Raw genomic sequence first — 22,401 nt, 5'->3', positions numbered from 1 at the left:
AGTTAAACGAGGGGTTGTCTGCTGGTCGCGAGTTTTGTGTAACCGTATACACTAGGTTGAGCATTCACTGACAAGGGTAACAACATGGTCTACCAGGCAAATCCTTCCCGTTATGAATCAATGCAATATCGCCGCTGTGGCCGCAGCGGCCTGAAGCTTCCGGCTATTTCGCTGGGGCTGTGGCACAATTTCGGTGATACCACCCTGCTCAATACCAGCCGCCAGCTGCTGCGCCGAGCCTTTGATGTTGGCATCACGCATCTGGACCTGGCCAATAACTACGGGCCGCCGCCGGGCTCTGCGGAAGAGAACTTTGGCCGTATTCTGCGGGAAGATTTTCTGCCGTACCGCGACGAGCTGATTATCTCTTCGAAAGCGGGTTATACCATGTGGGACGGCCCATACGGCGACTGGGGTTCCCGCAAGTACCTGATTTCCAGCCTCGATCAGAGCCTCAGGCGCATGGGCCTTGAGTACGTTGATATCTTCTATCACCACCGCCCGGACCCGGAAACGCCGCTGGAAGAGACTATGCGCGCGCTGGATCATGTCGTGCGCCAGGGCAAGGCGCTGTACGTTGGCATCTCTAACTATCCGGCAGACCTTGCGCGCCAGGCGATTGATATCCTGAACGATCTGGGTACGCCGTGCCTTATCCACCAGCCCAAATATTCTATGTTCGAGCGTTGGGTGGAGGGTGGTTTGCTGGAGGTACTTCAGGAGAAGGGCGTGGGCAGCATTGCATTCTCGCCTCTGGCTGGCGGACAGCTGACTGACCGCTACCTGAACGGCATCCCGGCTGATTCTCGCGCCGCCAGCGGCAGCATCTTCCTGAAGGCGGACCAGCTGACCGAGGAGAAGCTGGCTAAGGTACGCAAGCTGAATGCCATAGCCGAACGCCGCGGACAGAAACTGTCGCAGATGGCGCTGGCGTGGGTGCTGCGCGGGGATAAAGTGACTTCGGTGCTGATCGGTGCCAGCAAAATCAGCCAGATTGATGACGCGGTGGGCATGCTCAACAACCGCCATTTCAGCGCGGCTGAAGAAGCAGAGATCGAAGCTATCCTGGTGTAAACGCTTACCCGAGCCGATGAAACATTCGGCTCTTTTAGCAAAAAATGCTGTAAAAAGTGATTTAAGAGTTGTGGCGATGAAACACTCGTTTACCTCCTATTAATATTGCGTTAACAGGCCGCCCCGGCGGCTACCGTGAGTGAAGGAGAGAGTATGTTCAGGTCACTGATTCTTGCAGTTGCATTGCTGGCGTCCGCACCGCTGGTCGCGAATGCGGGCGAAATCACCCTGTTACCGTCGGTGAAGTTAAACATCGGCGATCAGGATTATCGCGGTAATTACTGGGATGGTCGTGACTGGCGTGACCGTGATTACTGGCACCGTAACTATGAATGGCGCGATCGTGGCTGGCACCACCACCGCGGTTGGGATCGCGGCCGTAACAGTTATGAGAAAGGGTATCGCGCGGGCTGGAACGACCGTGACGACCACCGCGGACGCGGAAGGGGCCATGGGCGCGGACACGGCCACGGACATCATCATTAAAAGTTTATAAACCTCTCCCCCTCGGGGAGAGGTTTTTTACAGCCCCAGCAAAGTCCCGACGATAAGCCACAGATTCAGCGCCACAACAACCACCACGATTGCCCATCCCGCCTGCTTCACGATTCTGGTATTCACCAGTTCGCCCATCAGCTGTTTATTGCTGGTAAAGATCAGCAGCGGCACCAGCGCCAGCGCAATCCCGAAGCTCAGCAGCACCTGGCTCATCACCAGAATGCGGGTCGGGTCCAGCCCCATCAGGATGACGATAAATGATGGTGCCATGGTAATTGCCCGGCGTACCCACAGTGGAATGTAAAACCGCACGAATCCCTGCATCACCACCTGCCCCGCCAGCGTTCCCACAACCGTAGACGACAGGCCCGCCGCGACCAGGCTCAGACCGAAGATAGTGGCTGCCGCATGGCTGAGCAGCGGTTCCAGCGTCAGATAGGCCTGGTCAAGATCCGCAACGCCGGTATGGCCCGAGAAGTGAAACGCCGCCGCAGCCGTTGCCATCATCGCCAGATTCACAAAGCCTGCGATGGTCATGGCAATGGCGACGTCCCATTTGGTTGCTGAATACTTTTCAGCCCGGTTTCCCTCATGAAGGTGCTGGGTCAGCGAGGAGTGCAGATAGATAACGTGCGGCATGATCGTTGCCCCCAGCACCCCGGCGGCCAGAAATACAGCCTCGCTGGTTGGCAGGCTTGGGATCAGCATGCCTTTGCCCAGCTCGATAAATTTCGGCTGCGAGAAGATAAGCTCAACGATGTAGGCGGCGGCCACAAACAGCAATAGCCCGCCGATAACCTTCTCGAGCGGCTTCTGGCCCCGCTGCTGGAGCATGAGGATCAGGAAGGTAGCAATGCCGGTCAGCACCGCCCCCTGCAGCAGGGAGACGCCCAGAATGAGCTTGAAACCGATGGCCGCACCGATGAACTCTGCCAGATCCGTCGCCATCGCGATAATTTCTGCCTGGATCCAGTACAGCCAGACAACGGGGCGCGGGTAGTGGTCACGAATATGTTCGGCGAGATTTTTACCGGTGGCGATGCCGAGCTTAGCGGAGAGTACCTGGATCAGCATCGCCATCAGGTTTGCCCATACCACAACCCACAGCAGCTTATAGCCGAAACTGGCCCCTGCCTGAATGTTGGTGGCGAAGTTGCCCGGATCGATGTAGCCAATGGCGGCAATGAACGCCGGCCCCATCAGCGCCAGTCGCAGCCTGCGGGCAGTTTTTCCACTGCTGGTATCAATACGACTGTTGGTCATCTTCTGCCTCTGAGATATAGCCTTTGCTATGTTTCATGCTATCAAAATGAGAATGATTATCAAGTTCATCGGTAAAGTTTGTCTGGATTGCTCTGATAGCTGAAAACAATGGCGGGAAGTTTTGGGTTCTGCATAGCTGTTAACGAAAATCGCGGCGGCACCCTGATATGTTAGCGTAATGTGCGCTGACGCAACTTTTAGCTTCTTTACTTAACATAGCAGAAATGTATGGTTGATCACTAATTTTGCTATCCGTCACATGTCATCACTATAGTGTGCGATTAGTCTCGTTTTCTTATTGCTTGTTTCATAGAATGTGCAACGAAATTAAACCTGCCTCATATTTGGAGCAAATATGTCCCGCGTTCTGCACTTTGTTTTAGCGCTTGCAGTGGTTGCGCTGCTTGCTTTGCTGGTTAGCCCTAACCGCAAGCAAATTCGTATTCGCTTTGTTATTCAATTATTAGTGATTGAAATGATTCTGGCGTGGTTCTTCCTTAACTCCTCAATCGGCCTTGGCTTCGTGCAAGGGTTCTCTGAGATGTTTGAGAAGCTGCTGGCCTTCGCTAATGAAGGGACAAACTTTGTATTCGGTAAGATGAATGACGAAGGACTCGCCTTCTTCTTCCTGAAAGTACTCTGCCCTATCGTCTTTATCTCCGCGCTGATCGGGATTTTGCAGCATATCCGTATTCTGCCGATCGTCATCCGCTTCATCGGTACCCTGCTGTCGAAAGTCAACGGCATGGGCAAGCTGGAATCCTTTAACGCCGTAAGCTCGCTGATTCTGGGACAGTCAGAGAACTTCATCGCTTATAAGGATATTCTTGGCAAGATGTCCCGCAACCGCATGTACACCATGTCGGCAACCGCGATGTCTACCGTCTCCATGTCCATCGTCGGCGCGTACATGACCATGCTTGACCCTAAGTATGTCGTTGCGGCGCTGGTACTGAACATGTTCAGCACCTTTATCGTCCTGTCGCTTATCAACCCTTACCGCGTTGATGAGAGCGAAGAAAACCTGCAGATGTCTAACCTGCACGAAGGGCAAAGCTTCTTCGAAATGCTGGGTGAATACATTCTGGCAGGCTTCAAAGTGGCGATTATCGTTGCGGCAATGCTGATTGGCTTCATCGCGCTGATTTCCGCACTGAACGCGCTGTTTGCGGCCGTTCTGGGTATCTCCTTCCAGGGGATTCTGGGCTACATCTTCTACCCGATTGCCTGGGTAATGGGCGTGCCGGCTCACGAAGCGCTGCAGGTTGGCTCTATTATGGCAACCAAGCTGGTGTCTAACGAATTCGTGGCGATGATGGATCTGCAGAAGCTTGCCAGCACCATGTCTCCACGTGCGGAAGGTATCCTGTCCGTGTTCCTGGTCTCCTTCGCGAACTTCTCTTCCATCGGCATCATCGCCGGTGCGATTAAAGGTCTGAACGAAGAGCAGGGTAACGTGGTTTCCCGCTTTGGTCTGAAGCTGGTTTATGGCTCTACGCTGGTGAGCATCCTGTCTGCATCGATTGCGGCGCTGTTCCTGTAAGAGCCGTAAATTTGTAGGGTGGAGAAGCGTAAGCGTTATCCACCTGTGACGGTAGCTATGCCGGATGACGCTACGCTTATCCGGCCTACGAAAAGAGTTGTAACCGGAGTTTTATGCTCCGGTTTTTTTATGCCTGCGATTCGTCTTCGCCATCCGCACAGACCTGATTTCGCCCTCTCTGCTTGGCACGATAAAGCCGCGCATCGGCAAGCGACTGGATTTGCTCCAGAGTGTAGTCGTCGTGTTCTCCGTGGGCAGCCACGCCCAGAGATGCGGTGAGGGTAATTTGCATTCCGTTGCTTAACGTCAACGGTGAGAATTCGAGATGTTTTTTGATGCGCAGCGCCACCGCTTCACCAGCGTCAAGCTGAGTATCCGGCAGGAAGACACAGAACTCCTCTCCGCCAAGCCGCCCCAACACGTCTTTGCCGCGAATAGCTCGTTGTATGCACTGTGTCGCGTGCTGTAGCACATTATCACCAGCCTGATGCCCATAGCGATCGTTCACTCTCTTGAAGTAATCAAGATCGATTTGCACCAGCGCATAGTTTTTGTATTGAGGATTTTGCTGGGCCGTCTTCTCAAAGAACCCACGGCGATTCAGCGCGCCGGTAAGTTCATCATGGTAGGCATGCCAGTGCATCTCTCGCTGCAACCCACCCATATTGCGCACCAGCCGGCAAATAACGCGGTGTGAGGCCCAGAGCAGCAGTACAAAGGTGACCCACATCACCAGCAGGAGCAGGCTGAATCGCCCAAAATCTTCATGCAGCCCCTGCCGTAAGGTCTGGGTGCTTATCAATACGCTTTGCGTGGCACCAACAACCCCAAAGGTGGCATAGACTTGTCCAAAGCGTATTGTCCCCCGCCGGGAGTGCTCCAGCTGCTTACCAATTAATCGCAGCTGTTCGGGTGTCAGGTGAACCTTGTTCAGTGCGCCTGCCGATGCGGTCAACGTATTAAGACGATCGTCAAAAAGCTGATAATCGCTTTGCGTATTTTCCGGCAGCGAATCGTTAAGCAGCTTTTTGATACTTTCATCCGATATCGCTACGCCCAAAAGCCCAACCCATTCACCACGAAAATCTACCGGTACCGCGCCGTTAACCAGCGTATCGTGTGTCCCGGCAATGTTCTGCCGTGTCCAGAACGCCTTGCGCTGCGGATTTAACATCGGTGACGCCATGATAAACGTCCCCTCTTTCCTGCGCGGGTTGTAGCTGCGAATGAGCTGCATGTTGATCTCGTCGGAAAGAGAGGCGATAAACTCCCCTTTACGGGAGATGTAATAGATGTCCTCCCGCATTTCTCCGGCATCGCTGGCAAGCGGGAAAAGATCCTGAATTTTACGCAGCGCGTAAAGCTCATGTTTGATTTGCATCGCATTCTCATCACCCTGCTCACCGGTCATGGTGTGGCTCTCGGGCAGCGGCAAATTACTGATCAGCAGCGAAGCATTCCCTTTCTCGCCGGTTATTTCTGTCGGGATCCGAACCCTACCGGGGAAGAGAGGATCGTCCATCGCCTCGATAAAGATCCGTTGCAGGTAGCGCAAATTGTCGATTTTGTATTTTGCACGACTTTCCAGGCGCGCAATGACGCTTTCGAGATGGCTCAGCTGGCTCGTACGGTAACCATGGTTAAAAAGCTCGCCCTGCTGCCAGAAGAGAAAGGTGGTGAGCAGAAAAACGAAAATGAAACACAAGTGAATGACACGAAGCGTTTTTACCAGAGGTAAACGGAGACGATTCGCTGCTGGCATGCTGACTACCTACCCTTTAATAATCCTGCGCCGCCCGGTGGCTATGTGCGGGAATGAAGGCCAACAAGAGGCTCTGGTTTGCCCAGCAAATACCCTTGCAGGTACTGAACCCCAAGATCCAACAATATTGTCCGCTGCTCGCTGGTTTCAACAAATTCGGCCACTACGCTTAACCCTTTAGCATGGGCCAGATCGCTGATTGATTTCACAATCATGATATCCAGCGAGTCCGAGGCGATATCCTTGATGAAACAACCGTCAATTTTAATGATATCGGCCTGCAGCTTTTTGAGCCGCTCGTAGTTAGCATAGCCTGTGCCGAAATCATCGATGGCAATTTTGAAGCCATTTTCGCGCAGCAGGGTAATGTTCTGAATGGATGTTTCGGAGTTGGAAAACGCCTGTTCTTCCGTGGCTTCAATGATCACTGCGCTGGTTGGCACCCCATTGGTGGCAAACAAGCTAACGATTTGCTGAGCGATGTCTTTTTGCATTAGCGTAAAGGGCATCAGATTCACCGAGAACTGAGCCTGCGTAGTCCCGCCGACCTGCTCACGCAGATGGGTGATAAGTTTACTCATCACTAACATGTCAAAGCGAACGCTAAGGTTAAACTCCGCAATGATGGGGATAAATTTATCTGGCGTGATCATCTCATCTTTAAAGAACATGCGGGTCAGAATTTCTTTATAACCATGACCGTGCTGGTCAACAATAGGCTGCGCGTAGAGCTGAAGCGACTGTTCATCGTCTGCATTAAGTGCATGTTTGACTTTATGCAGCAGCAGCACGCGCTCCGTTGTCTCATCCGAAACGGCCTCAACCTGGGTATTAAGACTCAATACCTTATTCTCAGAACAGGCCTGCTCCGCCAGATAGCTTAACTGTCCAAGGGTACGGTGCAGCTCGTTAAAATCACCATCGGACAGGCAATAAGAGGCACCATATTCGATTTCCAGCATGCTGTTGTGCCAGTGGATTTTTTTATTATTTAGCAAATCGACCATGTGATTTAGCCGCGCCTGCGACTCGGCCCCCTGCAGGAATATCAGCAGCTCACAGCCTGGGAGCTGAAAAATTTGCTCCCCCTCATTCAGCCACGGTTTAAGCAGCTGAGTGATCTCGCGCTTACAGTGTATACGCATCATTAAACCGTAATGACGGCTCAGGAACTCAAGGTTCGACATTCTCAGGCAGCACAGCACGCCGGTCGGGAAACATTTGAAATGCTCTTCAAGCGCACGCAGGTTGGGCAGCTGGGTTAACGGGTCAGTCATCGCCTGAAGATGGTAAACCCGTTTCATCCATTCATTCTTGTGGAAAATCATCGTCATGTAGAGGATACAGACGGTGAATGAAATAATCACGGAAAGGGTAAATGCCAGCGAAAACTCAGTATTTACGCCCTGCAAAAAGCCTTTGTTGTAGGTCAACAGGAGCCAGGCCGAAATCCCCCACAATAAAGCAATGAGCCGTGGCCCCATATGCCGGATGCCAAGCGTAAACAGAACAAAAATCAACGGTACGAGATAACCGGCGATAAGCGTCGACTTGTATGAACTGCATAACAGCACCAGAAAGGCCGCCCAGGTACCGCCCCAGCAAACAGAAGAGACCCGACGCGCAGGCGTGAGATATCGCATGATACACCGACGCCAGAAGGCGAGCGCATAGTGCGGGTTTAGCGCCATGCGCAACGGATAGTAGATCAGCATGGTAAAAATCAGCGAAGCGGCAATAAGGTTTTGCAGGTCGATGACGCTGTATATTTTACTGCTTTCGCCAAAGAAGGGTGAAAGCGCGGGAGGATAATTGATAAAACGCCCAACCACATACATCGTTAATTTAATTACGAACGGGCAGAAAAATCCCAACCAGAATATTCTTACCCCCATCCCTTTATTTGTTATAGAAAAACGCCAACGCGAACCAAGATAATAACGGGCGATGCCACAAGATAAAAACAAGGGAAGGAGTAAACAACAGACAAACACAATCAGCTGAACGGGGTTGAGATCAAGGATGTACGAGAACGTCATCGTTGAGCCAATCAACAATGGCAGGATTGCCGCGCGACCAAAAATAAAAAGCAGCGAAATCATCACGCTAAAAGGCAGATAAGCAAGATAAATCTTACTTCCACCCAGAATGGTCTCAGGCGAGATATAGCGGGCAAATGGCGTAAGCAGTAAACATAACACCAATGAAATAACAGATTTTCTAACCACTTTGTGAAAACTCATAGGTAGGGATGTTAGTGTTATGTGTTTTTTTTCATTATATAGAGGAGAAGAATACGTCTATATATTACACAAATCAAGTGTCATCCCTCCACCTTAAGAATTAACTGACGCCTTCCTCCTATAATTAAACAAAATAGACATACTTCCCTTTATTAATCTTTAAACGAATATCATTCGCCAAAAAAGCAAATTTAAGAATCTTTAATAGTTTAATCCGCTGAATGGACTCATTTTTGGGGTATCAGAAAGCAAAAACCCCCGCCATAAGGCGAGGGTTTTAAATTTTGGTGGAGCTAAGCGGGATCGAACCGCTGACCTCTTGCATGCCATGCAAGCGCTCTCCCAGCTGAGCTATAGCCCCACGAAGGGTTGTTTAAACGGTGCAAATCTTGCTGGTAAAGATTTGGTGGAGCTAAGCGGGATCGAACCGCTGACCTCTTGCATGCCATGCAAGCGCTCTCCCAGCTGAGCTATAGCCCCGAACCGTAAAAACGTGTCGTGTTGACGGGCGGCATCATATGAAACCCATCAAACAGTGTCAACGGCAAATTCTTCATCTGCGATCAATCGCCGAAAAAGCAAACAACTCAGTGAGATCCAGATTGCATCTCAGCCCTGCGTAGTTAATCCTGTCACAGTTTCCTGTAAAAGGATCGCATAATATGAACCACTAATAACCACTCTTCACCTAAGGATAGCATTGTGCTCAAGGGACGAATGACACCTGAAGAATTGGCCATACTGACCGGCTACAGCCGCCAGACCATCAACAAATGGGTGCGCAAAGAGAACTGGACGACGAGCAAAAAACCGGGCGTTCAGGGCGGAAAAGCGCGCCTCATCCACATCGATGAACGAGTCCAGGATTTTATCAACAGCGCGAAGCGGGCTTACGACCGTCAGGGGACTTATACCGTTAATGATTCCTCGCTCGAGGGGTTGCTAGTAAATTCGGTGAAGCAGATGTCGGATGCCGAACAGCAGAAACTCTCAGCGCTGATCGTGCGTGAAGGAATTGCCGGCGTGCTGATGCGGTTGAATATCCGCGATAACGAATAAAAAAACCGGCACCCAAGGGTGCCGGTAGATTGCTGACAAAGAAGGAAAAAACGTGGTTTTTCCTTCTTTGTGGTTAGCAGCCGAAAATCAATGACTTGATTTTCCTGGTTATTTATTTGGTGAGATCTTTTCGAATTTCATTCGGTATGAGTTTGTCATCAGTCTGACGGCACCCAAGGGTGCCGGTTTTTTAGCTAACGGTGGCTTACTGCTGTGCTTCGCGCTCGGCAATAAAGCCCAGCGCCTGATTGATGCGCGCAACGGAGCGCTGTTTACCAATCGCATGCACGGTGACATCCAGTGCAGGAGACTGGCCAGCACCGGTGACCGCCACTCGTAGCGGCATGCCAACTTTCCCCATGCCAACTTCCAGTTCGTCTGCTGTCGCCTGGATAGCGTTATGGACATTTTCCGCCGTCCAGACCGTCAGCGCGTCCAGTTTGTCACGAACAACTTCCAGCGGCTGGCGGGCAACCGGGCGCAGGTGCTTCTTCGCGGCATCAGCATCAAATTCGCTAAAGTCTTCGTAGAAGTAGCGGCAGGTTTCGGCCATCTCTTTAAGCGTCTTGCAGCGTTCACCAAGCAGTTTCACCAGATCAGCCAGCTCCGGGCCGTTGCGGGTATCAATGTTCTGCTGCTCAATATGCCATTGCAGCTGGGTTGCTACGTATTCAGGCGCAAGATGGTTAATGTAGTGATGGTTCAGCCACTGCAGCTTCTCAGTGTTGAATGCGCTGGCGGATTTACTGACGGTTTTCAAATCGAACAGCTCGATCATCTCTTCACGGGTGAAGATCTCCTGATCGCCATGCGCCCATCCCAGACGCACCAGGTAGTTCAGCAGCGCTTCCGGCAGGTAGCCGTCGTCGCGGTACTGCATGACGCTGACCGCACCGTGACGTTTAGACAGTTTTTTACCGTCGTCACCGTTGATCATCGACACGTGACCGTACAAAGGAACCGGCGCATTCAGCGCTTTAAGAATGTTGATCTGGCGTGGAGTGTTGTTGATATGGTCTTCACCACGAATGACGTGGGTGATTTCCATATCCCAGTCGTCCACCACGACGCAGAAGTTGTAGGTGGGTGAACCGTCGGTGCGACGGATAATCAGGTCGTCCAGCTCCTGGTTGCTGAATTCGATTGGGCCACGAATCTGGTCATCAAAAATAACCGAACCTTCCTGCGGGTTAGCAAAACGCACCACGCATGGCTCACCAGCTTCATGCTGTTCATGACCGTGACGGCAGCGGCCGTCGTAGCGCGGCTTCTCGCCCTTTTCCATTTGCTCTTCACGCAGCGCATCAAGACGTTCTTTAGAGCAGTAGCACTTATAGGCTGTCCCTGCTTCCAGCATTTCATCAATGACGCTGTTATAGCGGTCAAAGCGCCTGGTCTGGAAGTACGGGCCTTCATCCCACTCCAGGCTCAACCAATTCATACCATCCATAATTGCTTCGATGGCTTCCGGGGTGGAGCGTTCGAGATCGGTATCTTCAATACGCAGCACAAACTCGCCGCCGTGGTTACGAGCAAAAAGCCAGGAATAAAGAGCAGTACGGGCGCCGCCGACGTGCAGATAGCCCGTTGGGCTTGGCGCAAAGCGAGTTTTGATTTTCATTGAACGGCCTTAATTACGCAAAATTGCCGGAAAACCGGCTGATGCCAGGGAAAATTGGAGTCGCAACATTCTACCACTGTGGGCTGATTCCTCAATGTTGATGCTTTTACTTCCCTGTAAAGGACACATTCTGATGAGAAATCAAACGCCAATGGGTAAATCGCGATCGCTTTGCCTAATTTTAAGACGAACAAACAAAATCTTTAGAAAAGGCGTTGACTCATTTTCAACTCTCCCTATAATGCGACTCCACACAGCGGGGGTGATTAGCTCAGTTGGTAGAGCACCTCCTTTACACGGAGGGGGTCGGCGGTTCGAGCCCGTCATCACCCACCATTCATTAGTGAGTGAGCCCGCAGTGTGGTAAGAGAATTTAGCGTTGGGTGATTAGCTCAGTTGGTAGAGCACCTCCTTTACACGGAGGGGGTCGGCGGTTCGAGCCCGTCATCACCCACCATCTCTCTTAACGAATAAAGCAGTACCGAAGTTTGGGTGATTAGCTCAGTTGGTAGAGCACCTCCTTTACACGGAGGGGGTCGGCGGTTCGAGCCCGTCATCACCCACCATTCGGGGCGTTAGCTCAGTTGGTAGAGCAGTTGACTTTTAATCAATTGGTCGCAGGTTCGAATCCTGCACGCCCCACCAATGTAAAAAGGCGCCCTAAAGGCGCCTTTTTGCTATGCGCGATTCGTGTAGGATTTGAACCTGCCGCAGGTTCGAGTGGAGCGCAGCGACACAGCGTTGCTTCAGCAACGACCCGAAGGGCGAAGTCATCCTGCACGCCCCACCAATGTAGAAAGGCGCCCTAAAGGCGCCTTTTTGCTATGCGCGATTCGTGTAGTCGTAGGGTGGATAAGCGCTAGCGTCATCCACCATTTACCTGAATGACGTTTATCGCTATCTCCCCTGCATCAATCCTTGCTCTCCTCTTCCGGGTCGCTAAACAAAGTATCGCCTTTGCGGGCTTCCGTTAGCCGCTGCGCCTGCTGCTGAATCACCTGCCAGATTGCCTCCGCCGCGCTTGAAAGCGAGCGGTTTTTCCGTCGTACCAGCATCAGCTGGCGATCAACAACTGGCGTTAGCCGCCTGACCGTTAACAAACTCCCTTCGGGTAAAGGCAACGCCAGCGCTGGCAATACGCTTAACCCGATGCCCGCCTCCACCATCGGAAACAGCGTTGTCGGATGCCCAATCTGCTGAACGATGTTTGCCTCGATCCCCTGCCTTTTCAGCGCATCGTCAATTAATGGCCGACTCCCCGAAGCATAATCCTGCAGTACAAGGTTTTCCCCTTGCAGCGCTTGCCAGGGGACGCAGCTTTCCGCAGCCAGAGGATGGTCGGTACGGCACAAAAGCAAAAATGGTTCCGAAAGCACGGCTTCGCAGTCCAGATCGCCTGGCTGGATGGGATCAATAACAATGCCAAAATCCACCTCCCCCTGGCGAATGCTTTGCAATACCCACTGCTGCGGCCGGTCGTGCAGGATAAAACGAATCGAAGGATAAATTTCGCTAGCCGCAGCGATACATTGAGGTATCAGATGGGCAGAAATTGTCTGACTGGCAGCTACACGAACCGTCCCGCTGAGCAGATGCCCAACGCTGCGCGCATCCAGCAGCGTTGACGTCAGCTCTTCAAGCAATCGCTCAAGACGTCCTGCCAGCTGTTGCCCGGCATCGGTAAGAATCACTTCCCGCGTCGTCCTGTCCAGCAGCTTCACACCTACTTCATTTTCCAGCTCTTTGACGCTGTGGCTCACCGCAGACTGGCTAAGACCAATGCGTTCCCCGGCGCGGCTAAAACTTCCCGCCTGCGCTACTGCTACAAAAATTTTTAACTGACGCAGCGAATAATTCATATATTTTATTCATCAATGCATTTAATAAATCAATTTTATTTCTTAAAGCGCTAAAAGCACAATAGCGGGACTCCAGTTTGAGGAATAACAATGAAACTCTTTCGCGTACTCGACCCGTTTACATTGATACTGATTGGCACCGTTCTGCTGGCCTCTTTCTTTCCCGCCCGGGGAAGTTTTGTCGGCTTCTTCGAAGGGCTGACCACGGCCGCTATCGCCCTGCTGTTCTTTATGCATGGCGCAAAATTGTCCCGTGAAGCTATCGTTGCCGGCAGCAGCCACTGGCGGCTGCATCTGTGGGTGATGTGCAGCACCTTCGTGGTATTCCCGGTTCTTGGCGTCCTGTTTGCCTGGTGGGCCCCCGTTAACGTCAGCCCTGAGATATATACCGGCTTTCTCTATCTGTGCATTCTTCCCGCCACTGTCCAGTCAGCGATTGCTTTTACCTCAATTGCGGGTGGAAACGTCGCTGCGGCCGTCTGTTCAGCCTCTGCATCCAGCCTGCTTGGCATCTTCCTTTCCCCGCTGCTGGTTGGCCTGGTGATGAATGTGCATGGTGCCAGCGGTAGCCTGCAACAGGTTGGCACGATTATGCTGCAGTTGCTGGTGCCGTTTATCCTGGGCCACCTTTCCCGTCCCTGGATTGGTGCCTGGGTTGCGCGAAATAAGAAGTGGATTGGTAAGACCGATCAGACATCGATTTTACTGGTGGTCTACTCCGCCTTTAGCGAAGCGGTGACCCACGGTATCTGGCATAAAGTCGGTGCGGGGTCTTTGCTGTTTATCGTGGTGGTGAGTATGGTGCTGCTGGGGATTGTTATCGCGATCAATACGATTGTGGCAAGGCGTCTTGGCTTTAATAAGGCCGATGAGATTACCATTGTCTTCTGCGGTTCCAAAAAGAGCCTCGCCAACGGTATTCCAATGGCCAACATTCTCTTCCCGGTTGCTACCGTGGGGATGATGGTGCTGCCGCTGATGATCTTCCATCAGATCCAGCTGATGGTCTGTGCCTTCATGGCGCGTCGTTACCAGAGCCAGACGGCGAAAGCGGCAGCCGAAAAGGCGGCCACCGCCCACGGTTAAACTCTTTTGAGGGGCTTCACCAGCCCCTCCAGTCCTTCCGTTTTGATAAGCAACGTCAGCTTCATCAGTTCCCCAAGATGCCCCTGCGGAAATTCATCTTTACGGGCAAACCACAGAAAATACTCCTCAGGCACATCTATCAGTACCCGGCCTTTGTATTTGCCGAAGGGCATTTCCGTGTTGGCTATCTCGATAAGCTGTTCTTTATCCATTTCACTCACCCAGTAAGCGAATCATTTCCGCTTCATCGATGACAGTAATACCCAGCTCCTGGGCTTTTAGCAGCTTAGAGCCTGCCGCTTCACCGGCAATCACCAGGTCCGTTTTTTTCGACACGCTGCCCGCCACCTTCGCGCCCAGCGCAACAAGACGTGCTTTGGCATCGTCACGAGCCATGATGCTCAGAGAGCCGGTCAGAACAACGGTTTTGCCTGCAAACGGACTGTCGATCTCTTCAGCTTTGATAACGACTGGCGCAGGCCAGTGAACGCCTGCCTCTTCTGTCAGCTGGCGGATAACCTCCCGGTTGCTCTCTTCGGCAAAGAAGTTAAAGACGTGGGTGGCGACGACAATACCCACGTCCGGCACTTTTTGCAGCTCTTCGATAGAGGCTGCTGCCAGCGCGTCTAAAGAACCGAAATACGCGGCCAGACCGGCGGCCGTTGCTTCACCTACTTCGCGAATGCCCAGGGCATAGAGGAAGCGGGCAAAGGTGGTTTGTTTTGCTTTCGCCAATGCATCAACGACGTTTTGCGCCGACTTTGGCCCCATGCGATCCAGACCGGTGAGCTTGCCTGCCGTCAGACGGAACAAATCCGCCGGCGTGTGGACATACTCTTTCTCTACCAGCTGATCGATGATTTTGTCGCCCATACCGTCAACGTCCAGCGCGCGGCGGGAAACGAAGTGCTTAAGGGATTCTTTGCGCTGCGCGCCGCAAATCAGACCGCCTGTACAGCGCGCTACGGCCTCACCTTCCACACGCTCCACGTCAGAGCCACAGACAGGGCAATGCGTCGGGAAAACGATCTCCGTGGTGTTTTCCGGGCGTTCTGACTCCACCACGCCAACCACCTGCGGGATAACATCCCCCGCACGACGGATCACAACGCGATCGCCAATGCGCAGGCCCAGACGGTCAATTTCATCGGCGTTATGCAAGGTCGCGTTGCTGACCAACACACCAGCAACCTGCACAGGTTCAAGACGTGCGACTGGAGTAATAGCGCCTGTACGCCCGACCTGGAACTCCACGTCGCGCACGAAAGTCATCTGTTCCTGCGCGGGGAATTTGAAAGCCACCGCCCAGCGAGGTGCCCGCGCCACGAAACCAAGCGTCTCCTGCAAGGCAAGAGAATCCAATTTAATCACCACGCCATCGATGTCGAAACCAAGCGTCGGCCGGTCTGCTTCTACCTGACGGTAAAACGCCAGCACTTCTTCCGGCGTGCTGCACAGGCGAATACGGTCGCTCACCGGCAGTCCCCAGGCCTTAAACTGTTGCAGACGTGCCATATGGCTGGCAGGCAGCTCACCGCCTTCCAGCAGTCCAACGCCGTAGCAGAAGAAGGTCAAAGGACGTTTAGCGGTGATACGCGGATCGAGCTGACGTAACGATCCCGCAGCAGCGTTGCGCGGATTAGCAAAGATCTTCCCACCTGTACGGCGAGCATCTTCGTTGATCTTTTCAAAGCCCGCCTGTGGGAGAAATACCTCACCGCGAACTTCGACGCGGCGCGGTATATGTTCACCGTGCAGTTTTAGAGGAATGGCACGGATGGTGCGCACGTTTGCGGTAATATTTTCACCCGTCGTTCCGTCACCGCGCGTGGCGGCGCGAACAAGCACGCCGTCTTCATAGAGCAGGCTGACCGCCAGGCCATCAAGTTTTAGCTCGCAGCAGAACGTCAGGGCATCGGTGCTTTTCAGCCTGTCCTGCACACGCTTGTTGAAGGCCAGATAGCTCGCTTCATCAAAGACGTTATCAAGGGATAGCATCGGTACTTCGTGGCGCACCTGAGTAAACACGCTAAGCGGCGCAGCACCCACACGCTGGGTTGGTGAGTCCGGGGTAATTAACTCTGGATGCGCCGCTTCCAGCGCCCGCAGCTCGCCCATCAGGCGGTCATATTCGGCATCCGCAATTTCGGGGCTATCCTGCACATGATAAAGATATTCATGATGGCGAAGCGTGGTTCGCAGTTCAGTGAGTTGTTGTTCGAGAGAGTCCATATCGCACCATCAATATAAAAAACCCCCGACAGGCGGGGGTTTAGGGGGAAACTTTCCGGCGAAGCAATCAGGCGTTAGCTTCCACGACCTCGCGGATTCTGTCCTGATACTCGCGCATTTTTTGCGGTGTCATCATACGGCGCTGGTCGTCAAGCACCACGCCACCGACTTCATCTGCAATGTGCTGCGCGGATTGCAGCATCAGCTTGAAGTTTTGATGCGGGTCGCCATAGGAAGGCACCTGCATAAAGATTGTCACGCCGGGCGTTGCGAAGCTGGCCATGTTCTCTGGATCGAATGAACCCGGCTTCACCATATTTGCAAGGCTAAAGAGCACTCGGCCGCTACCGTCCGGGCTGAGATGGCGATGGAAAATATTCATCTCGCCAAAGATAAACCCGGCCTGCTGGATGCTGTTAAGCAGCACATCGCCATTGATGGTGCTACCCGCATGCGCGGAGACGTTCATCACGATCACCGTCTCTTTCGGTGCCTGTCTTACCGGCGCAGCTACGGGCTCTGGCGCAGGTTCCTGCATTGCCGGAGCTGGCTCTGGTTGCTGAACCGGCTGCACGTGTACAGGCTGCGGCTCTGGCTGATGAATCGGCTCAGGTTGACGCACGGGTTCAACAGGTTGTGTCGGCGCAGGCTGCACAACTGGCTGCTGGCGCGGCATCTCAGACACAGGCTGTTGCTGTGGCTGCTGAACTGGCGCAGCACGGCGTGGTTCAGCCGAAGCATAAGGCGGTTCATACTGATGTTGAGGCGCTTGCGGCTGGCGAGGCGTTTCCGGCTCACGAGTCACAGGTTCCGGCACAGGGGCGACCCTACGCACGCGCACTTCGCCCACTCCTTCATCTTCTTCATCGTCGGCTTCGTCTTCTGCATCGTAATCGTCACGCTTCGACTTCATACGTTTCAACGGGCGATCGCGAAAAACGGAAGAACGCTCCTTACGGCTGGTCCAAAGGCCATGAACCAGTAAGGCGATTATGGCGATCGCGCCAACAATGATTAATATCAGACGCAAATCCTGCATCATTATATTCTCTGTTGTTCTAACACCTTGCCAACGCGGCAAACATTTACTCACTAAGAGTATTTGCCCATCCGCATAAGTGCAAGTACGCACACAGTTTTCTCAGCATAAAGATGGGCCTAAAATGATTTTTTGCTGATTTTTCGACCATTTCTTAATAAGTTTTTCCAGGCGAGCTCGGTTATGATGGCCGCGCATGTCACTGCACTGACGTAAAAGGAGTCTGCTAAGTCTATGGTTTCAACTTCGGCAACCGCCCCAAAAAGCGGTGTTTACTATTTTTCCCAGGGCTGGAAGCTGGTGCGTGAACCCGGCATCAAGCGCTATGTTGTCTTACCCTTGTTGGTCAATATTGTATTGATGGGAGGCGCATTCTGGTGGCTCTTCACCCGTCTTGACGAGTGGATCCCGGCAATGCTTTCCTATGTTCCCGACTGGCTCCAGTGGCTAAGCTATCTGATTTGGCCTTTGGCCGTGGTCTCGGTGCTGCTGGTGTTCGGCTACTTCTTCTCAACCCTTGCAAACTGGATAGCGGCCCCCTTCAACGGATTACTGGCTGAGCAGCTGGAAGCGCGTTTAACTGGCGTGATTCCGCCCGATACCGGCATGTTTGGTGTGATGAAAGATGTCCCCCGCATCATGAAGCGAGAATGGCAAAAGCTGGCCTGGTACCTGCCTCGCGCTATCATGCTGCTCATTCTCTATTTTATTCCGGGTATCGGGCAGACCGTTGCTCCGGTGCTTTGGTTCTTGTTCAGCGCCTGGATGCTGGCCATTCAGTACTGCGATTATCCTTTCGATAACCACAAAGTGCCGTTTCGCGACATGCGTGTCGCCCTGCGCGCAAAGAAAGTGACCAACATGCAGTTTGGCTCACTGGTTAGCTTATTTACCCTCATCCCCTTCCTGAACCTGGTCATCATGCCGGTGGCGGTCTGCGGAGCAACGGCAATGTGGGTAGATTGTTACCGTCCAAAACACGCCATGTGGAAGTAACGCATTAAGGAGCGGCATATGTCGCTCCTTATTCCTTCTTGCAATCCCTTATTTCCCTTCTACATATAGATATACGATTTCTTTACTTCCCCATAACGCCGGAGAAGGTATGCTGGTGCCGTTTCCCAAATTTCATACAGTTAAGGACGGGCTATGAGTAAGATCTACGAAGACAACTCTCTGACAATCGGTCATACGCCGCTGGTTCGACTGAACCGCATCGGTAATGGACGCATCCTGGCAAAGGTCGAGTCCCGCAACCCAAGCTTCAGCGTCAAATGCCGTATCGGTGCCAATATGATTTGGGATGCCGAAAAACGTGGTGTGCTCAAACCAGGTATTGAGCTGGTTGAGCCGACAAGCGGAAACACCGGCATTGCGCTGGCTTACGTTGCTGCCGCGCGCGGCTACAAACTGACGCTCACCATGCCTGAAACCATGAGCGTAGAGCGCCGTAAGCTGCTCAAAGCACTGGGCGCAAATCTGGTGCTGACCGAAGGCGCTAAAGGTATGAAAGGCGCAATCCAGAAAGCCGAAGAGATTGTAGCAAGCGACCCTAACAAGTTCCTGCTGCTGCAGCAGTTCAGTAACCCGGCAAACCCGGAAATTCACGAGAAAACCACCGGCCCGGAAATCTGGGAAGACACGGATGGTGAAGTTGACGTCTTCATCGCGGGTGTGGGTACCGGCGGTACCCTGACCGGCGTAAGCCGCTACATTAAAAACACGAAGGGTAAAACCGGCCTCATCAGCGTTGCCGTTGAACCCACCGACTCTCCGGTCATCGCCCAGGCGCTGGCGGGGGAAGAGATCAAACCGGGTCCTCATAAAATTCAGGGTATCGGCGCAGGTTTCATCCCAGGTAACCTGGATCTGAAGCTGATTGATAAGGTAATTGCCATCACCAACGAAGAAGCGATTTCTACCGCGCGTCGTTTGATGGAAGAAGAAGGCATTCTGGCCGGAATCTCTTCCGGTGCGGCCGTTGCCGCTGCCTTAAAACTTCAGGAAGATGAAGCCTTTACCAATAAGAATATTGTGGTTATCCTACCTTCTTCCGGGGAACGGTATCTCAGTACGGCGTTGTTTGCGGATCTTTTCACTGAAAAAGAACTGCAACAGTGATGCCAGCTTGTTAAAACTGACGAAAAAAGCACCCATTTGGGTGCTTTTTTGTGGCATTCGTCAAAGTTTTACCCACCTCAGGATTGCTTCGCCCCGGCAGAACTGATATTTAACCTGCAAATTATTTCGATGCGCGAAATTAATCACATTGTGAGATCCCTTTGCTGAATCGATTTTACGATTTGGTTTAACCCCGGATTTCACTGCATAATGGTTAAGGACGAGCGAGACGCGAACCGCCTGGTATTTATCCAGAGCACTTTTCGTGATTCTTAATGCATCCTGTGTCGCATAGAGTTAACGCCGACGCTAACTATACAGGCTAAAGTTAAGCCACCAGGCTAGACTTTAGTTCCACAACACTAAACCTATAAGTTGGGGAAATACAATGTTCCAGCAAGAAGTTACCATTACCGCTCCGAACGGTCTGCACACCCGCCCTGCTGCTCAGTTTGTTAAAGAAGCTAAAGGCTTCACTTCTGAGATCACTGTGACCTCCAACGGCAAAAGCGCAAGTGCGAAGAGCCTGTTTAAACTGCAAACGCTGGGCCTGACTCAGGGTACTGTTGTGACCATCTCTGCTGAAGGCGAAGATGATCAGAAAGCGGTTGAGCATTTAGTAAAACTGATGGCTGAGCTCGAGTAAGTTCTGGGTTCTTCGTAAAAATCAGTCACAAGTAAGGTAGGGTTATGATTTCAGGCATTTTAGCATCCCCGGGTATCGCTTTCGGCAAGGCACTTTTGCTGAAGGAAGATGAAATAGTCATCGACCGGAAGAAAATTTCTGCCGACAAAGTCGAGCAGGAAGTTGAACGTTTTCTGAGCGGGCGAGCGAAAGCCTCTGCACAGTTAGAAGCGATCAAAATTAAAGCTGGCGAGACCTTCGGTGAAGAAAAGGAAGCCATCTTCGAAGGCCACATTATGTTGCTGGAGGATGAAGAGCTTGAGCAGGAAATCATAGCCCTGATCAAAGATAAGTTAGTCACTGCCGACGCAGCGGCTCACGAAATCATTGAAGGTCAGGCCACCGCTCTGGAAGAGCTGGATGATGAATACCTGAAAGAGCGTGCGGCAGACGTACGTGATATCGGTAAGCGTCTCCTGCAGAACATCCTCGGTCTGGCTATCGTCGACCTGAGCGCTATTCAGGACGAAGTTATCCTGGTCGCAAAAGATCTGACGCCATCTGAAACCGCACAGCTGAACCTGCAGAAGGTTCTGGGCTTCATCACCGACATCGGTGGCCGCACCTCCCACACTTCTATCATGGCTCGTTCTCTGGAACTGCCTGCGATTGTGGGCACCGGTAGCGTCACTAATGAAGTGAAAAACAACGACTATCTGATTCTCGATGCGGTTAACAACAAAGTTTACGTTAACCCAACTAACGAAGAGATCGAGTCCCTGCGCGCTGTACAGCAGCAGGTTGCTTCCGAGAAAGCTGAACTGGCAAAACTGAAAGACCTGCCGGCTATCACACTCGACGGCCATCAGGTAGAAGTTTGCGCCAACATCGGTACCGTTCGTGACATCGACGGTGCAGAGCGCAACGGCGCTGAAGGTGTTGGTCTGTACCGTACCGAATTCCTGTTCATGGACCGCGACTCTCTGCCGACTGAAGAAGAGCAGTTCGCCGCGTACAAAGCTGTTGCTGAAGCCTGTGGCTCGCAAGCGGTTATCGTACGTACCATGGACATCGGCGGCGACAAAGAGCTGCCGTACATGAACTTCCCGAAAGAAGAGAACCCGTTCCTGGGCTGGCGTGCAGTACGTATCGCCATGGATCGTAAAGAGATCCTGCACGCTCAGGTTCGCGCTATCCTGCGTGCTTCCGCTTTCGGTAAATTGCGTATCATGTTCCCAATGATCATCTCCGTTGAAGAAGTGCGTGCACTGAAAGCAGAGATCGAAATCATGAAGGCGCAGCTGCGTGAAGAAGGCAAAGCGTTTGACGAGACTATCGAAATCGGCGTGATGGTTGAGACCCCGGCTGCAGCGACTATCGCTCGCCATCTGGCCAAAGAAGTCGACTTCTTTAGTATCGGTACCAATGATTTAACGCAGTACACCCTGGCCGTTGACCGTGGTAATGATATGATCTCGCATCTGTATCAGCCAATGTCGCCGTCCGTACTGACTCTGATTAAGCAAGTTATTGATGCTTCTCATGCTGAAGGTAAATGGACCGGAATGTGTGGTGAGCTTGCAGGCGACGAACGTGCTACACTTCTGTTGCTGGGGATGGGTCTGGACGAATTCAGTATGAGCGCCATCTCAATCCCGCGCATTAAGAAGATTATCCGTAACACGAACTTCGAAGATGCGAAGGTGTTAGCAGAGCAGGCTCTTGCTCAACCGACAACGGACGAGTTAATGACGCTGGTTAACAAGTTCATTGAAGAAAAAACAATCTGCTAATCCACCGGATGCGGCCCAATTTACTGCTTAGGAGAAGATCATGGGTTTGTTTGATAAACTGAAATCTCTGGTTTCTGATGATAAAAAAGACACCGGAACCATTGAGATTGTTGCCCCGCTGTCTGGCGAAATCGTCAATATTGAAGATGTGCCAGATGTGGTGTTTGCAGAGAAGATCGTAGGCGATGGCATCGCGATTAAACCGACCGGCAACAAAATGGTTGCTCCGGTTGATGGCACCATCGGCAAAATCTTTGAAACCAACCATGCCTTCTCTATCGAATCCGATAGCGGCATCGAGCTGTTCGTTCATTTCGGTATTGATACCGTTGAACTGAAAGGCGAAGGTTTCAAGCGCATCGCCGAAGAAGGCCAGCGTGTTAAGAAAGGCGACGTGGTTATCGAATTTGATCTGCCACTGCTGGAAGAGAAGGCCAAGTCTACCCTGACGCCGGTTGTTATCTCCAACATGGACGAAATCAAAGAGCTGATCAAACTGACTGGTAGCGTGACCGTGGGTGAAACCCCGGTGATCCGCATCAAGAAGTAAGTTGACTGCTTAAATAAAAAAGGCACCCGATGG

Annotated in this window: 18 protein-coding genes, 6 tRNA genes and 1 other RNA gene; 15 read left to right on the top strand and 10 right to left on the bottom strand. The window is 52.3% G+C overall.

Annotation, left to right across the window (positions count from 1 at the left end; all coding sequences use genetic code 11):
- Window positions 1-84 precede the first annotated feature (84 nt).
- Both mgrA and HYQ67_RS12750 read left to right on the top strand, forming a co-directional pair.
- On the top strand, window positions 85-1,074 hold the full coding sequence (mgrA, locus tag HYQ67_RS12755; protein WP_202304051.1) for an L-glyceraldehyde 3-phosphate reductase: 990 nt from the start codon (window positions 85-87) through the stop codon (window positions 1,072-1,074).
- A 153-nt stretch (window positions 1,075-1,227) separates the two neighbouring features.
- Window positions 1,228-1,560 carry a DUF2502 domain-containing protein gene (locus tag HYQ67_RS12750; RefSeq protein WP_202304050.1) on the top strand — a complete coding sequence of 111 codons (333 nt, stop codon included), beginning with the start codon at window positions 1,228-1,230 and terminating at the stop codon, window positions 1,558-1,560.
- A 36-nt stretch (window positions 1,561-1,596) separates the two neighbouring features.
- On the opposite strand, the gene HYQ67_RS12745 is transcribed toward HYQ67_RS12750, so the two are convergent.
- On the bottom strand, window positions 1,597-2,853 hold the full coding sequence (locus HYQ67_RS12745; RefSeq protein ID WP_348519213.1) for an Nramp family divalent metal transporter: 1,257 nt from the start codon (window positions 2,851-2,853) through the stop codon (window positions 1,597-1,599).
- 337 nt (window positions 2,854-3,190) lie between these two features.
- On the opposite strand from HYQ67_RS12745, the gene HYQ67_RS12740 reads away from it, so the two are divergent.
- Window positions 3,191-4,378, top strand: a complete 1,188-nt coding sequence (locus HYQ67_RS12740; RefSeq protein WP_202304048.1) for a NupC/NupG family nucleoside CNT transporter — start codon at window positions 3,191-3,193, stop codon at window positions 4,376-4,378.
- Between the two features lie 127 nt (window positions 4,379-4,505).
- Here HYQ67_RS12740 and HYQ67_RS12735 read toward each other — a convergent pair whose 3' ends face one another.
- The 4 genes from HYQ67_RS12735 to HYQ67_RS12720 form a co-directional block, all read right to left on the bottom strand.
- Window positions 4,506-6,140: a diguanylate cyclase gene (locus tag HYQ67_RS12735; protein WP_202304047.1), complete on the bottom strand. Its 1,635-nt coding sequence runs from the start codon at window positions 6,138-6,140 to the stop codon at window positions 4,506-4,508.
- Between the two features lie 41 nt (window positions 6,141-6,181).
- A complete protein-coding gene (locus HYQ67_RS12730; protein WP_202304046.1) occupies window positions 6,182-8,383 on the bottom strand; it encodes a sensor domain-containing phosphodiesterase in 2,202 nt (733 codons plus the stop codon).
- A 285-nt stretch (window positions 8,384-8,668) separates the two neighbouring features.
- Window positions 8,669-8,744, bottom strand: a tRNA-Ala gene (locus tag HYQ67_RS12725).
- Window positions 8,745-8,787: 43 nt separating this feature from the next.
- Window positions 8,788-8,863, bottom strand: a tRNA-Ala gene (locus HYQ67_RS12720).
- 222 nt (window positions 8,864-9,085) lie between these two features.
- Between HYQ67_RS12720 and HYQ67_RS12715 the strand changes: the two genes are divergently transcribed.
- Window positions 9,086-9,442: a YfeC-like transcriptional regulator gene (locus HYQ67_RS12715; protein ID WP_202304045.1), complete on the top strand. Its 357-nt coding sequence runs from the start codon at window positions 9,086-9,088 to the stop codon at window positions 9,440-9,442.
- A gap of 205 nt (window positions 9,443-9,647) precedes the next feature.
- Here the strand turns inward: HYQ67_RS12715 and gltX are convergent, their stop codons facing one another.
- Window positions 9,648-11,063, bottom strand: a complete 1,416-nt coding sequence (gene gltX / locus HYQ67_RS12710; RefSeq protein WP_202304044.1) for a glutamate--tRNA ligase — start codon at window positions 11,061-11,063, stop codon at window positions 9,648-9,650.
- Window positions 11,064-11,323: 260 nt separating this feature from the next.
- Here gltX and HYQ67_RS12705 point away from each other — a divergent pair.
- The 5 genes from HYQ67_RS12705 (at window position 11,324) to HYQ67_RS12685 (ending at window position 11,853) form a co-directional block, all read left to right on the top strand.
- Window positions 11,324-11,399, top strand: a tRNA-Val gene (locus HYQ67_RS12705).
- Between the two features lie 45 nt (window positions 11,400-11,444).
- Window positions 11,445-11,520: transfer RNA gene (locus HYQ67_RS12700), tRNA-Val, on the top strand.
- A 33-nt stretch (window positions 11,521-11,553) separates the two neighbouring features.
- Window positions 11,554-11,629 (top strand) — tRNA-Val (locus HYQ67_RS12695).
- A gap of 3 nt (window positions 11,630-11,632) precedes the next feature.
- Window positions 11,633-11,708, top strand: a tRNA-Lys gene (locus HYQ67_RS12690).
- Between the two features lie 31 nt (window positions 11,709-11,739).
- Window positions 11,740-11,853, top strand: a non-coding RNA gene (locus tag HYQ67_RS12685) — RtT sRNA.
- A 121-nt stretch (window positions 11,854-11,974) separates the two neighbouring features.
- Here HYQ67_RS12685 and HYQ67_RS12680 read toward each other — a convergent pair.
- A complete protein-coding gene (locus tag HYQ67_RS12680; protein ID WP_202304043.1) occupies window positions 11,975-12,922 on the bottom strand; it encodes a LysR family transcriptional regulator in 948 nt (315 codons plus the stop codon).
- Window positions 12,923-13,012: 90 nt separating this feature from the next.
- Between HYQ67_RS12680 and HYQ67_RS12675 the strand changes: the two genes are divergently transcribed.
- On the top strand, window positions 13,013-14,008 hold the full coding sequence (locus HYQ67_RS12675; RefSeq protein WP_202304042.1) for a bile acid:sodium symporter family protein: 996 nt from the start codon (window positions 13,013-13,015) through the stop codon (window positions 14,006-14,008).
- Here HYQ67_RS12675 and HYQ67_RS12670 read toward each other — a convergent pair.
- The 3 genes from HYQ67_RS12670 to zipA form a co-directional block, all read right to left on the bottom strand.
- Window positions 14,005-14,220, bottom strand: a complete 216-nt coding sequence (locus HYQ67_RS12670) for a DUF3820 family protein (protein ID WP_202304041.1) — start codon at window positions 14,218-14,220, stop codon at window positions 14,005-14,007. The two genes, HYQ67_RS12675 and HYQ67_RS12670, sit on opposite strands and share 4 nt — an antisense overlap.
- A 1-nt stretch (window position 14,221) precedes the next feature.
- Window positions 14,222-16,240, bottom strand: a complete 2,019-nt coding sequence (gene ligA, locus HYQ67_RS12665) for an NAD-dependent DNA ligase LigA (protein WP_202304040.1) — start codon at window positions 16,238-16,240, stop codon at window positions 14,222-14,224.
- A 67-nt stretch (window positions 16,241-16,307) separates the two neighbouring features.
- On the bottom strand, window positions 16,308-17,282 hold the full coding sequence (zipA, locus tag HYQ67_RS12660) for a cell division protein ZipA (protein ID WP_202304039.1): 975 nt from the start codon (window positions 17,280-17,282) through the stop codon (window positions 16,308-16,310).
- A 231-nt stretch (window positions 17,283-17,513) separates the two neighbouring features.
- Here zipA and cysZ point away from each other — a divergent pair, with 231 nt between their 5' ends.
- The 5 genes from cysZ (at window position 17,514) to crr (ending at window position 22,368) form a co-directional block, all read left to right on the top strand.
- Complete coding sequence (gene cysZ, locus HYQ67_RS12655; RefSeq protein WP_202304038.1) at window positions 17,514-18,275, top strand: sulfate transporter CysZ; 762 nt, start codon at window positions 17,514-17,516, stop codon at window positions 18,273-18,275.
- Window positions 18,276-18,428: 153 nt separating this feature from the next.
- Window positions 18,429-19,400, top strand: a complete 972-nt coding sequence (gene cysK, locus HYQ67_RS12650; RefSeq protein WP_202304037.1) for a cysteine synthase A — start codon at window positions 18,429-18,431, stop codon at window positions 19,398-19,400.
- A gap of 388 nt (window positions 19,401-19,788) precedes the next feature.
- On the top strand, window positions 19,789-20,046 hold the full coding sequence (ptsH, locus tag HYQ67_RS12645) for a phosphocarrier protein Hpr (RefSeq protein WP_034459025.1): 258 nt from the start codon (window positions 19,789-19,791) through the stop codon (window positions 20,044-20,046).
- Between the two features lie 44 nt (window positions 20,047-20,090).
- Window positions 20,091-21,818, top strand: a complete 1,728-nt coding sequence (gene ptsI, locus HYQ67_RS12640) for a phosphoenolpyruvate-protein phosphotransferase PtsI (RefSeq protein WP_202304036.1) — start codon at window positions 20,091-20,093, stop codon at window positions 21,816-21,818.
- 40 nt (window positions 21,819-21,858) lie between these two features.
- Window positions 21,859-22,368, top strand: a complete 510-nt coding sequence (crr, locus tag HYQ67_RS12635) for a PTS glucose transporter subunit IIA (RefSeq protein ID WP_202304035.1) — start codon at window positions 21,859-21,861, stop codon at window positions 22,366-22,368.
- The last annotated feature ends 33 nt before the right edge of the window (window positions 22,369-22,401 follow it).

Source organism: Dryocola clanedunensis subsp. sulfonylureivorans, from assembly GCF_016756775.1.
GTDB classification, from domain to species: Bacteria; Pseudomonadota; Gammaproteobacteria; order Enterobacterales; family Enterobacteriaceae; genus Dryocola; species Dryocola clanedunensis.
Note: the sequence above shows the minus strand (reverse complement) of the source record. Positions and strands in the feature narration are given on the sequence as shown.